We start from the raw sequence: 12,634 nt of genomic DNA, 5'->3' as shown, positions 1-12,634 counted from the left end.
ATAAATAGATTTGCTATAGTTTCTCCATCAATACCTTATAAAGCGCCACCATACTATCAATATCTTTTTTATGCACGATTTCATCCGGGGTATGCACATTATCTTCCGGGGCACCCACAAAGCACCAGTCCCATGGATAGTCGCTGCGCTGCAACTCCTTGGCATCGCTTCCGCCCGCGCCTTCTACCTCCAACTGGAAAGGTATGCCTGATTCTTTTGCTATCCGGATAATCTGCTGCACGTATGCGCGGCGCGGAATCAGGCTGTCGCGCATGGAGATAGCGACCCCTTCCCCGGCATGCACCCCCTCGGTTACCCAGGTGATGTCGGAAATCAGGCCCTGCCTTACGCCATACTGCTCATAAATGTACCTGGAGAGATAAGATACAGACCCGCCACCGTGCTCTTCCCAGCAACTAAAGGCGATAATACCGTTCTCCAGCGTCTCCGCCACTTGTAACGCGCTCCATACCCCCAGGCGATTGTCCAGGTAGCAGCTTTGCACTGTATCTTCCGTCTCCCGGAAATCGCATTTAAAGACCAACTCCGTTCCCCGCTCTATCTCCCGCTCATATTCATAAGTGATTCCGCCTTCTTCCTCATCATACTGCAGGCTGCACGCTATTTTTCCCTTAGCATCTTCGCCTACCAGTTTGTAGCCGTTTTCAACATCCGGGCCTCCTATTTTAACGAGTTGGTTGCCGTAACGCACTGTAAAACCAATAGAGTCCATGTGCGCAAAAATTGCACTCCTTGGTTTGCCAAACACCAGCAGGATACAATCCTGAAAGGCTTCGCCATGCAGTACCTGCGGCTGTGTTTTCCAGTGGTTCTTATGTTCCTGAATATAGTTCAGCAGAAATTTTGAGAGGTTTTGCTCGTTGCCGGACGGGGCATGGACTTTGCAGAGCTGCTCCAGAAGTTTCATAATTATTTTCGATTTATGGAATTCAAATTTAGGAGATATGTTGTACTTTTAGAATCTACGGAGGCTGCAAATAAAAAAGGCTCTCTTATACACTGAATATTCTGATTTATTCATGAAGAAGTTAATACTTATCATCTTCACTTTTGTTTTACCAGCTATAGCTGTAGCACAGCAGCAGGCTCCTACTGATACCACCGCGATGCGGCATATCACCTTCGACCAGATTGAGGTGATACCGGCAGCGGGTAGCGTGAAAGGGATGTTGCTGCTTAACAAAGATATTCAGTATGAGCTAGAGGGTGCCGTAGACAATATGTACAATTTCAAGTACGCGGTTGCCGAGAAGCAGTTTAAATCCATACGCCGCCGTTACCCGCAGCACCCGCTGCCCTACTTCCTGATGGGCCTGAGCCAGTGGTGGAAAATTGTACCTACCAACATACAGACACTGCAGTACGATGACCTCTTCTTCGCCTACATGGACACGACCATACAGAAAGCAGAGGCGATGTATGATAATGATGAGAAGAACTTTGAGGCATCGTTCTTTCTGGCGGCAGCTTATGGTTTTACAGCCCGCCTGCACTCGGAGCGCAGCAACTGGCGCAAAGCTACTGTGGCGAGCAAGCACGCCCTTGATTTCATGGAAAAGGCTAAAGCAGGTAACGGTTTGAGTCCGGAGTTCCTTTTTGGCGAGGCGCTGTTCAATTACTACTCCATCTGGATTCATGAAAATTACCCGATGCTCCGGCCTGTGCTGATCTTCTTTCCGGACGGAGACAAACGGCTTGGTCTAAAACAGTTGGCCTATGTGGCGAACACGGGCTTTTATACCGGCACAGAGTCTAAGTTCTTCCTGATGAAGATTTATGCGAATGAGGAGAAGAAAATGGACGAGGCACTGCGGCTGTCGGAGCAGCTGACAATGAAGTACCCTGACAATGCTTATTTTCAGCGTTTTTACGCCCGGTTGCTGTTCGTACAGGGGCACTTCACAAAAGCAGAGAGGGTGTCGCTTGACATTCTGAATAAGCTGGAGCAGCAGATGCCGGGTTATGAGGCTGTAAGCGGGCGCTATGCCTCTTACATTCTGGCTTATGTTAACCAGCACAAGTACCGCAATTTTGATAAAGCAGAGCAGTACTACAAAAACTCCATTATGTTTGCTGAGATGTCGGACGAGCGTGATTCCGGGTACTTTATCAACTCTTATCTCAATCTAGCCCGTATTGCGAATCAAGAAAACGATCTGCCTGCTGCTAAGAATTACTATGAGATAGTGCTGCAAATCAGCGAAAAGAAGTCAGAAAATTATAAAGAAGCTAAAAAGTACCTGAAAGAGCTTAAAAAGAAAAAGCCTAAGAAGAAAAGAGGCTAAGAAAGGTCTGACTGTGTGCCTGCAGGGAATAATGCTTTCTTACCCAAACCTGCCCTTCTGCTCCCATACTGGTGCGCAACTCCGGCTTCAGCAGCAAAGCCTCCAGACGCTCATACCACTCCTGCTCCGTAGCACAGGGATACCCCGTGCAGCCGTTTGCCACTGCCTCTATATTGGCCCCTACACCTGAAACTACGGCTGGTATGCCCAGGGCCATATATTGCAGTGCTTTAAACGCACACTTCCCTTTTGCCCATTCGGTATCAGGCAAAGGCATCAATCCAATATTTAGCTGCAGCAAATCCTGCACCTCTGTTTCCCTTTGCCATGCTTTGAATTCGAGTGACCGCAGTTGTAGTTGAGGCGCTTTATCAGCTATAACAAGCAATCGGAACGAATACTTACGCTCCAGCCGCTGCAATACCGGCTCAACCAGTTGCAGGTAAGGCAGGGTAGAGTGTGACCCAATCCAGCCCATGACCACCTCCTGCGTATGCTGTTCTTTATGTTCATTATAGCGATGTTCCGTATCCAGCACGCTGGGTAGCAGCACCGCTGCTGCGTTATATTTCAACGCATAGTTTCGGAGATAGCCATTTCCGCAGCTCACTTTATAGCTCCACCGGCATATTTGAGCAGTCTTATGGTGCCATTTAAGCTTTGCAGCCCACCTGTTTTCTGCTGTGGTATTCGGCAGCCAGATCGCATCATCAAAATCGAAGATGATTCTTTTCCGGAAAACCTTTGCCGCCACCCACTCAAACCAAGGAGGCCCCAGCGGCGTAGCCTCTCTATGCACAAAGACAAAGTCGTATACAGGCAGATGACGCAATAACAGCATGCGATTCATAAAACCCGTTAGCAGCCCCGTAATTTTCCGCCAGGTATGCTGCGGCTTGTAAAGCACATTCCAGGCGCTCTGGCTCCAGAATGGCGCTAACCTATACTTTATATCCTGCTCCTGCAATAGCGGTAGCCACTGCTCTACCCTATAACGTTGCGAGGCGGCCTGCCCTTCCGGGTATGGTACCACAAACAGTACCTTCACGGCTGCTCCTCCTGCTTTTGGCCAAAGAAGTATTCGTAAGCCTCCCGTATCCGCTCCGGTGATCTGTACTTTTGTGCCAGCTTTAGTATTTCCTGCCGATGGTTTGGGTCCTGCAGTATCTGCTGTATCTGCTGCAATGCTCTTTCCACACTTCCCTCTTCCCTTAGGTTAAAAATAGCGCCTCCACCTTCGTTCTTGATGATGTCACTATCGTCGCCTACTCCTTCTGTCAAAAGCACCGGCAGGCCGTTTGCCCAGTACTCGCCGATTTTCACAGGGGAAAGATATTTTTTTGATGGTCCGGGTTTATAGGTGGCAAAGGCAAAATCAGCAGCAGAAAGATATTGTGGCACTTCCTGGTGAGGGACGGAAGTAACATTTACTAGAGCTGTGTCAATCTGATGCTGTTGCAGCAGGCTCAGAATTTCTTCCTGCGGCTGTGGTGAGAGAACGATAAGCCTGAAATCAGGGATGCTTTCAAAGCATTGTTTGTAGATGGCAAAAGCATCTTCCTGATAGTACAGGCCGCCATACTTGCCTGCATACACACCAATTACAGCATGCTGCCAGGCCAACTGCAGGCGCATATCACTTCTCTTCCGTTCATTAAAACTAAAGGTATCCATATCAACAGAACAGGGAACTACAAAGATTTTTTCTGCAGCCACTCCTTCTCCTACTAAAGCTCTTTTGTACCTATAAGCAACAGGCATAATGCCAGCCGCATTTTTCTTTTGAAGATGTTCCCAATACTTCTGAAATCTATACTTCAGGCTATACCTTGTCCAAACTTTTGATTCCAGCATGTAATCGGCGTGAGGCTCGAAAGAACTGACGTAAAAAGGCAATTTGCTTCGCTTCCACACTTTATATGCCAAAGCCCCCGCTGGTGCGCCATGTGCCAGCAGAACATGTGTATTGTACTTCTGCGCAAACTTTATTAGCTGCCCTGGGAATAGAAGAAAGTCACTTATTTTGGTGGCAATATTGACAGCTAAACTTTTAGGAGTGAGAGGCATATGCACTACTTTGTTTAAGTGTTGTGTTAATGGGTCCTCATTTACATCCGCGTTTCGTTCTATGGTTACCAGTATAATCTTTTCGATAAAAGGGAAACGCTGTAACACCTCAAGCCGTGGTAGAACAGTAGAAGTTGTAAGATCATCTCTCAGACCCCAGTAACAGACAAATAGTACAGATCTGCCCATTTTAACCTACTTCACAGCTATTTATTACTTGAATTAGCTGCGCCATGTGCTGCTCAAAGGAAAACTTATACTCCACTTGCTGCGCGACCTCATCTAAATCTACTAAGCCAGTATCACGGTTGTCATAGATAAACTGCAGCTTTTCCAGGCAATCATTCACAACACCTGCTCTAAACATAAACCCATTCCGGCCGTGCTCGATAATTTCTTTCAAACCACCTGCGTCTGATGACAGAACTAATCTCTTGTTTTGCAACGCCTCAAGCACCACTAAACCAAATCCTTCGTAATGTGACGGTACAGCAACAAGATCCACTAAGGTCATTACCTTCATCAACGCAGCATTCTGTACCGCCGGCGAAAAATAGCAGTAGCCTTTAATGCCTTTTTTATTAATTAACTCTTTTATTACTTCTTTATCTGGGCCATCTCCTACTATCAAAACAGCTAAATCCTGTGGTTCAAATAAGTTATTTTTAATAAAGATGCTCAGTACTTGTAAGAAAAAAAGCTGCCCCTTCATATAACTTAATCTACCAGGTATAAGAATTTTAAAGCTACCGCTTCTAGTCCTCAACCAAGCTTCAACACGTTGCACCTCTTCTATGCTATACCCGTTCTGTACAATTGCTTCTCTGGGTAAGGCATTGACTATTACTAAATGTCGCTTATGCTTAAACAAATTTGATTCTATATCGCTTTTAACTGCCTCGGTAACAGATACATGACTGTCATCAAAATATTTACCCAACACTCTATTTAATTGATTAACAGCGCGCCTCTTTGCTGAATTAAGCGGGAACTGTACATATTGGGTTATGTGGAAGTACTGTACCAGCTTTATATTGAAACTATCAAACTGCAACCTTAGCTTTACTAATCGCATTACAAAGTGAGCGTAAGGCGCATGAGCTATCACCAACTTTGCATTATGGTACCTTAAGAATTTTGTAATTGGAGTTAAAAGCAGAGATGAGTTAAATAAGCTTCTTACAGAAAGATAAGCATCTTGCTGCTTTAGCACCAGTAACTCGTCAGCAGAAAGTTGAACACCGGCTTCCTCGAACACATCTTTAGCAACATTCGCAAGCACTATCATTACTATACGATACCGTTCATCCTGAAAGCTCTTTATTTGACTTAACACAAGTTTGGTGATACCTTCACGGGCAACAGCAGGTATAACTATAGCAATAGTGCCATAAATTTCTTGCTCATTTTGTTTCAACGCAATATTTATAGGATGTTTATACTCTGTACTGTTGCTTAAGTACATCTTGCATTTAAGGTAGTGCTTAGCAACAAACGCATAATATTTAATTTATTTTTGATTAGAAATAAATTAAATACTATAATAATAGCCTTACTTCTTAATGTCGATTATGCCAAATATACTTATTGTTGGATACTATAACCGAAAAGATTATTTGGATTTGTTTAAAGGTTGCCTTGGATACTGTAAATTTTACTTTATTGACTATGCTTCTAAAAAAGAAATCTCTAATGATTTTTATAAGACATATGGGGAAGCTGTTTTTTGGGGAGACTTCAAAAATGCCACTGAATTGCTCCTTCATGTTAAACCTCACAAAGTAGTGTTCTTCTTTATAGAATCATATTATCATGTTTTAATGAATTTAGCTTGTCAAGAACATGGAATTCCTACCTATTTGATAGATCATGGCATCAGGGATATTAATATTAACATCAGGTTTGAGACTCATCTTATTACCCAAGCCAGTACAACTTCACCTTCTAGCTATATCAAAAAGCTATTACAGTTCAAAGAACGTCTTAAGGCAAGATACTTTCTTAGAAACTCTGTTAATGCGCTTTCTAAGGCTAATTCAGACTTTTTCTGGATCTTCTATAGAATAAGGAAAAACAACGGTGTTATAGCTACTCTTAATAAGATTGCATCTCCTCTTAGAGTAGCAAATGCATATATTTCTTTTAGCCCTAAAGTTTATGAGGTGCATAAACTTCATGATCACCTGCCAAACGACAAGCGTGTTCATTATATAGGTATACCTAGCTTTGATCACTTAGCAGGACAGAAACCTGCCTTCGTAAAGAAACCACAAATAGTCTTTCTAGATCAGGGACTTGCGGTTCGACGCTTCTTTAACTGGAACAAGGAAAATTACAGGCAATTCCTAGAGGCATTCGCCAATATTTGTACCAATGCAGGATACCAGCTTCTTGTAAAGCTCCATCCCATACAACCCCACACAGATGTACAATTATGGAATTCATTTCAGAACGTAAAAGTTATAGACAATGAAGAGTTAACATTGCAATTACCTTATACACAGCTTATAATCGGTTTCTTTTCTACCTATCTACTACCTCTGATGGCTTTGCCATTCACAACTGTTCTTACTTTAGAAAATCACCCCATTGGTAAAATTAATGTATCGAAATCTTTCATTGAAGCCGGTGTAGCACACCCTATCTATAACCTGGAGGAACTGCATGGAATTTTACAGGACGTGGAAGCATTACATCAGAAACAGCTCCCTAATAAGGCAAAATTCACTGAAGAATGGATGTATAAATTTGACGGCAAAGCTGGCGAACGCCTTCGGGACATTCTTCTAAGTGATGACCTATAAAAGCAGAAGAGGCAGTCCTTACAGACTGCCTCTTTTGCCTCTTTGCTTTTAATAACACTTAAGCCTCCTGCTCAGCGGGAGTTTGAATCTTCTCTTTAAAGTATTCCAGTGTTCTCTTCAGGCCTTCGGCCCTATCCACCTTCGGTTCCCAGCCTAAGACCTCTCTGGCCTTGGTGATGTCTGGCTGGCGCTTCTGGGGATCATCTTTCGGCAGTGGCTGGTATTCCACCTTTAGCTCTACACCGGTGAGCTTGCAGATTTCCTCTGCGAACTCCTTGATGGTGATCTCGGATGGGTTACCTACGTTAATTGGCATGTGGTAATCACTCAGCAGCAAACGGTAGATACCTTCCACCAGATCATCCACGTAGCAGAAAGAGCGGGTTTGGCTACCGTCACCGAAAATACTGAGAGGTTCTCCCCGTAAGGCCTGGCTCAGGAAGGCAGGCAGCACACGGCCATCATCCAGGCGCATGCGTGGACCGTAGGTGTTAAAGATACGCACAATGCGCGTCTCCAGCCCGTGGTGCATATGGTAGGCCATTGTCATAGCCTCCTGGAAGCGCTTTGCCTCATCATAGCAGCCGCGTGGGCCAACTGGGTTCACATTACCCCAATAATCTTCCTGCTGTGGGTGCACCTGTGGATCACCGTATACTTCTGAGGTAGAGGCAATGAGCATGCGTGCGCCTTTCGCTTTGGCCAGGCCAAGCAGGTTGTGCGTGCCCAGAGATCCTACCTTCAGCGTCTGGATCGGAATCTTCAGGTAATCGATTGGGCTGGCTGGCGATGCAAAGTGCAGGATATAGTCCAGTTCGCCTGCTACATGCACAAACTTTGACACATCGTGGTGATAAAACTCAAAGTTCGGCAGCTTAAAAAGGTGCTCTATGTTATCCATGCTACCTGTAATCAGGTTATCCATGGCTACAACACGATAGCCCTCCTTAATAAACCTATCGCAAAGGTGGGAGCCCAGAAACCCGGCTGCACCTGTTATAAGTACTCTTTTCCCTGCCATATTTTCTATATAGAGGCGTCTAACTGCTGCGGCACCTGCTGCTTTATACCTATGCCGTAGTAGATAAAGCCTTTTTCGTTAAGGTCATTGGCATCGTAGATATTCCTACCGTCAAATACCACCTTGTCCTTCATGAGCTTGCTTACCACATTGAAGTTCGGGGAGCGGAACTCAGGCCACTCTGTTACCAGCAGCAGCGCATCCGCATCAATTAGTGTTTCATACTCATCCTTGCCATACTCAATAGAGTCGCCCAGGGAGTGCTGCGCCTCCTTCATAGCCACAGGGTCATAGGCACGTACTTTGGCGCCCTGCTCCAGCAACTTCTGTATTATCACCAACGACGGAGCCTCACGCATGTCATCTGTTTTGGGTTTAAAAGACAAGCCCCAGATTGCAAACGTTCTGCCTGCCAGGTCACCGTTGAAGTGGTTGTGTATCTTATTGTAAAGTACTGACTTCTGGTTCTCGTTCACGGCTTCCACAGACTGGAGCACCTTCATGTCATAACCGTTTTCAGAAGCGGTTCTGATAAGCGCCTTCACGTCTTTCGGGAAGCAGGAGCCGCCGTAGCCGATGCCCGGATAGATGAACTTGTTGCCGATGCGCACATCGCTGCCGATGCCTTTACGCACCATGTTTACGTCGGCACCCATGATTTCGCACAAGTTGGCGATGTCATTCATAAAGCTGATCTTGGTGGCCAGCATCGCGTTGGCGGCATATTTGGTCATCTCGGCAGACGGTACGTCCATGAAGATAAGCGGGTGCCCGTTCATCAGGAACGGCTTGTAAAGCTTCTTCATCACCTCCTGCGCTCTTTCAGAGCACACGCCCACCACAATGCGGTCTGGCTTCAGGAAGTCTTCTATGGCGGCACCCTCTTTGAGGAACTCCGGGTTGGAGGCCACATCAAACGGAATGTCCACACCACGGGCTTCCAATTCCTCCTCTATCACCTTGCGTACTTTGTTGGCTGTGCCCACCGGCACTGTGCTCTTCGTCACTACTACGATGTAGGAGTTCATGTTCTGGCCAATGCTGCGAGCAACCGCCAGCACATACTTCAGGTCGGCGCTACCGTCCTCGCCCGGAGGCGTTCCCACAGCGATGAAAGCCACATCGCAGCCCTGGATACTGGAGGCAAGGTCGGTGGAGAAAGAAAGGCGCTCTTTCTGCGCGTTGCGCGCAACCATCTCCTCCAGGCCCGGCTCGTAAATAGGCAGGATGTTCTTTTTAAGATTTTCAATCTTTTTCTGGTCAATATCAATGCAGGTTACATCGATACCAACTTCTGCAAAACATGTTCCCGTAACCAGGCCAACATATCCAGTACCAACAACGGCTATTCTCATAGATTAATCATATTTAATAATATCACAAATATAGATATATTCTTTTATTGTGCAATTTCTAATAAAACTAAATTAGTAAATTTATTTAACTATAAAAGTATTTAATTAAATTTTTCCTATGCCATATATCTTCTCCACCAATACTGAAAGACCAACAGCATCCAGGCTTTCGTTTGCACAAGGGCTGCTTTGTCAGAATTCAGGAGTTGCCGGATGCGCTGCACTTGCTGCACATCGAAAATACCCTGCGATGCGATAAAAGCATCCGAAAGGTAATCGTTTGCCAGACCTTGCCCCTCCGTTTGCAGAAAGGCCTTCAGCGGAATTTCAAACCCCTGCTTTGGGCGCCTGTAAAGCTCAGGAGGCAATAAGCCCCGGAAGGTATCCCGCAGAATCTTTTTCTGTAAACCTTCCTCTACCTTGGTAGAAGCCGGTAGTGAAAAGGCAAACTTCACCAACCTGTGGTCCAGGTAAGGGCTGCGTATTTCCAGGCTATTCGCCATTCCCATTAAGTCAATCTTCGTCAGCATGTCGTTTGGCAGCACTAAACGCCAATCGGCACACAATACGTGGTTAAGGTCATAATGTTTTCTGCTAACACATTCCAACACCCTGCCTTTGCGTGCACGGTACAACCTGTTCTGCACCGCCGCCTGGCTTTCCGGTGTCAGCAATGCCAGCGCATCCTCTTCCTGCTGCCACGTCGCCCACAGCCAATAACGGTCCTGGGGGAGCAATCCGGCCCCTGTAGCAAAGCGTTGCAGTTGCCTTACTTTGTTTCCTGCAAAAGAGTTTCTGGACATAGGCAATACATCCCATAAGAACTTCATTTTTTTTACAGCTTCAACTTTAGCACCACCAGATAGCACCCTATACTCTGCCAGGTGTTTATTGTAGCCACCAAAAAGCTCGTCAGCACCATCGCCGCTCAGCACCGCCTTCATTTCCTGCCCTACGTGCTTACTTAGCGTGTATACAGCCAGCGCAGATGAATCGGCAAAAGGCTCGCTCAGGCTGTCTAATGTTCCAAAGAGATTGTTAAAGAGATCAGCGTTTGAAAGGCGCAGTTCAGTGTGTTCTGTTTTATACTTGTCAGCCACAAGGCGGGCGTAACGGGTTTCGTCAAAAAAGGGCTGATCAGGGAAACCGACGGAAAACGTCTTCAGCTTATCCACCTCCCGGGCCGCCAGGGCAACCACCACCGAAGAATCAATACCGCCACTTAGAAAGGCACCAACGGGCACGTCGGCGACAAGCCGGTCTGTGACGACTTGCTGTAGGAGATGCTTTAGCTTGGCTTGCTGCTGTGTATAAGTTAAGGGGTTGTGTATCGCCTTTTCTCCATCAAATGGCAGCCTGTACCACACATTCTCCTGCACTCTGCTGCCCCGCACGTACAACGACTGCCCGGGCAAAAGTTTTTTCACTCCTTTCAGCATAGTGGCCGGCGCAGGCACATAGGTTAGCTGCAGGTACTGGTAAAGCGAAGTATAATCTAATTCACGTGGAACACCCAGGCTTATCAGGGCAGACAGCTCTGATCCGAACAGGAACTTGTCTGCGTCTTTGTAGAAGAGCAGGGGCTTTTCACCGTAGCGGTCACGCGCCAGAAAAAGGCTCTCTTCCTCGGCATCGTAAATAGCCAGCGAGAAGAAACCTGTCAGCTTCTTCAGGCACTCCTGCCTCTCCCGCGCATATAAGTGCAGCAGCACTTCTGTGTCGGAATCGCTGCGGAACGTGACGCCTTTAGCCTCCAGCTCCTTCCGCAGCTTTTTATAGTTGAAGATTTCACCGTTGAAGACAAGGGTATAACGGCCGCCCTCACTGCTGAAAGGCTGGTTAGCGGCAGCAGTAGGCGCAATAAGGGAAAGCCTGCGGTGGCCAAGCCCGATGTGACCCTCTGAAAACACCCCACCGGCATCCGGACCACGGTGCTGCAGTGCAGCCACGGCTGCCGGCAATCGCTCTAATGCCTTTTGGCCTTTCTCTGTAAATGCAAATACTCCTGTTATACCACACATACCTGGCTGTAAAGTTAAACTTTATTTTTAGCCCCATCGCCTGCCCAATGGCTTACCTAAATATTTATTCCGAAGGAGTACCTTTTTTTGTATATGGAGCAACTTGCTTTCGATTTAAAAGTATATTTATAAGACAGAGCACCCTTAGAAATTATGACACCAGATTGGCTGGATAAAAAAGAATATCCTTTTGAATCCAAATACATACAATTAGAGGCGGGTAAGATGCATTACGTGGACGAGGGGGAAGGGCCGCCGATTGTAATGATCCATGGCACTCCCGTCTGGTCTTTTCTGTACCGCAACCTGATAAAGATACTGCGCAAGAAGTACCGGTGCATTGCTATGGACATGATTGGCTTTGGCCTCTCTGACAAACCGGAGGGTTGGAGTTACAAGCCACGGGCCCACGCCGTTAATTTTGAGCAGCTGATGGAGCATCTTCAGTTAACGGACGTGACACTGCTGGTGCATGATTTTGGGGCGCCTATTGGTTTTGCTTATGCTATAAACCATCCGGAGAAAGTAAAGAATATTGTGATGCTCAACTCCTGGACCTGGTCTTTGTCGAAGCATCAGACTTTTACAGGCACCAGCAAATACCTGGTGGGGCCATTGGGAAAGTTCCTGCATTCAAAGCTAAACGTATCGGCCCTTACGCTTATAAACGAGTTGTTTGAAGGCGAGGAGAAGATGCCTGAACCCATTCGCCAGCATTACGTGAATGCACTGGGTAACCCTGACGACCAGGTTGGCAAGCTTGCCTGCGCACGGGAGTTGATTGGCATAACACGCTGGTACGATGAACTCTGGAAGGAACGAAACAAAATACAAAACATTCCGACGCTCATACTTTGGGGGGAGCGGGATAAACTCATAAAGATTGAGGCGCTGCAGTGCTGGAAGAAATTCTTCCACGAATGCTACGTCATTCCTTTTGAAGACAGTGGCCACTTTTTGCAGGAAGAGAACGCGGAAGAGATTGCCAGCTATGTGAGCAACTTTGTAAAAGAAGAAAATAAAAAGAGAGAATTAATGCACCACTAATTAATACACTAAT

At 46.3% G+C, this 12,634-nt stretch carries 10 protein-coding genes; 3 read left to right on the top strand and 7 right to left on the bottom strand.

The window, feature by feature from the left end; genetic code table 11:
- Positions 1–13 precede the first annotated feature (13 nt).
- Positions 14–928 carry a M20/M25/M40 family metallo-hydrolase gene (locus tag DXT99_RS00830; RefSeq protein WP_115563613.1) on the bottom strand — a complete coding sequence of 305 codons (915 nt, stop codon included), beginning with the start codon at positions 926–928 and terminating at the stop codon, positions 14–16.
- Positions 929–1,040: 112 nt separating this feature from the next.
- On the opposite strand from DXT99_RS00830, the gene DXT99_RS00825 reads away from it, so the two are divergent.
- The gene (locus DXT99_RS00825) at positions 1,041–2,306 is read left to right on the top strand and encodes a tetratricopeptide repeat protein (RefSeq protein WP_115563612.1); all 1,266 of its coding nucleotides are present in this window, start codon (positions 1,041–1,043) and stop codon (positions 2,304–2,306) included.
- On the opposite strand, the gene DXT99_RS00820 is transcribed toward DXT99_RS00825, so the two are convergent.
- The 3 genes from DXT99_RS00820 to DXT99_RS00810 form a co-directional block, all read right to left on the bottom strand.
- Positions 2,287–3,354, bottom strand: coding sequence for a glycosyltransferase family 4 protein (locus tag DXT99_RS00820; RefSeq protein WP_115563611.1), 1,068 nt, complete (start codon positions 3,352–3,354; stop codon positions 2,287–2,289). The genes DXT99_RS00825 and DXT99_RS00820 overlap by 20 nt on opposite strands.
- Positions 3,351–4,481 carry a glycosyltransferase gene (locus DXT99_RS00815; protein WP_115563610.1) on the bottom strand — a complete coding sequence of 377 codons (1,131 nt, stop codon included), beginning with the start codon at positions 4,479–4,481 and terminating at the stop codon, positions 3,351–3,353. Before DXT99_RS00815 ends, DXT99_RS00820 begins: the two co-directional genes overlap by 4 nt.
- Before the next feature lie 82 nt (positions 4,482–4,563).
- The gene (locus tag DXT99_RS00810; protein WP_115563609.1) at positions 4,564–5,838 is read right to left on the bottom strand and encodes a glycosyltransferase family 4 protein; all 1,275 of its coding nucleotides are present in this window, start codon (positions 5,836–5,838) and stop codon (positions 4,564–4,566) included.
- Between the two features lie 106 nt (positions 5,839–5,944).
- Here DXT99_RS00810 and DXT99_RS00805 point away from each other — a divergent pair, with 106 nt between their 5' ends.
- On the top strand, positions 5,945–7,177 hold the full coding sequence (locus DXT99_RS00805) for a polysialyltransferase family glycosyltransferase (protein ID WP_147294149.1): 1,233 nt from the start codon (positions 5,945–5,947) through the stop codon (positions 7,175–7,177).
- 58 nt (positions 7,178–7,235) lie between these two features.
- Here the strand turns inward: DXT99_RS00805 and DXT99_RS00800 are convergent, their stop codons facing one another.
- The 3 genes from DXT99_RS00800 to asnB all read right to left on the bottom strand — a co-directional run bounded on the left by DXT99_RS00800 (position 7,236) and on the right by asnB (position 11,574).
- Positions 7,236–8,198, bottom strand: a complete 963-nt coding sequence (locus tag DXT99_RS00800) for a UDP-glucuronic acid decarboxylase family protein (protein ID WP_115563607.1) — start codon at positions 8,196–8,198, stop codon at positions 7,236–7,238.
- Between the two features lie 5 nt (positions 8,199–8,203).
- A complete protein-coding gene (locus DXT99_RS00795) occupies positions 8,204–9,553 on the bottom strand; it encodes a UDP-glucose dehydrogenase family protein (protein ID WP_115563606.1) in 1,350 nt (449 codons plus the stop codon).
- Positions 9,554–9,669: 116 nt separating this feature from the next.
- Positions 9,670–11,574 (bottom strand): asparagine synthase (glutamine-hydrolyzing), encoded by a 1,905-nt coding sequence (gene asnB / locus DXT99_RS00790; RefSeq protein WP_115563605.1) that lies wholly within the window; start codon positions 11,572–11,574, stop codon positions 9,670–9,672.
- 153 nt (positions 11,575–11,727) lie between these two features.
- Here asnB and DXT99_RS00785 point away from each other — a divergent pair, with 153 nt between their 5' ends.
- Positions 11,728–12,621: an alpha/beta fold hydrolase gene (locus DXT99_RS00785; RefSeq protein WP_115563604.1), complete on the top strand. Its 894-nt coding sequence runs from the start codon at positions 11,728–11,730 to the stop codon at positions 12,619–12,621.
- The last annotated feature ends 13 nt before the right edge of the window (positions 12,622–12,634 follow it).

This window comes from Pontibacter diazotrophicus (genome assembly GCF_003367245.1).
GTDB lineage: Bacteria > Bacteroidota > Bacteroidia > Cytophagales > Hymenobacteraceae > Pontibacter > Pontibacter diazotrophicus.
Note: the sequence above shows the minus strand (reverse complement) of the source record. Positions and strands in the feature narration are given on the sequence as shown.

Coding starts and splice junctions, on each gene's coding strand:
- DXT99_RS00825 (WP_115563612.1), top strand. CDS start 1,041: ATGAAGAAGTTAATACTTATCATCTTCACTTTTGTTTTACCAGCTATA.
- DXT99_RS00805 (WP_147294149.1), top strand. CDS start 5,945: ATGCCAAATATACTTATTGTTGGATACTATAACCGAAAAGATTATTTG.
- DXT99_RS00810 (WP_115563609.1), bottom strand. CDS start 5,838: ATGTACTTAAGCAACAGTACAGAGTATAAACATCCTATAAATATTGCG.
- asnB (WP_115563605.1), bottom strand. CDS start 11,574: ATGTGTGGTATAACAGGAGTATTTGCATTTACAGAGAAAGGCCAAAAG.
- DXT99_RS00800 (WP_115563607.1), bottom strand. CDS start 8,198: ATGGCAGGGAAAAGAGTACTTATAACAGGTGCAGCCGGGTTTCTGGGC.
- DXT99_RS00830 (WP_115563613.1), bottom strand. CDS start 928: ATGAAACTTCTGGAGCAGCTCTGCAAAGTCCATGCCCCGTCCGGCAAC.
- DXT99_RS00795 (WP_115563606.1), bottom strand. CDS start 9,553: ATGAGAATAGCCGTTGTTGGTACTGGATATGTTGGCCTGGTTACGGGA.
- DXT99_RS00785 (WP_115563604.1), top strand. CDS start 11,728: ATGACACCAGATTGGCTGGATAAAAAAGAATATCCTTTTGAATCCAAA.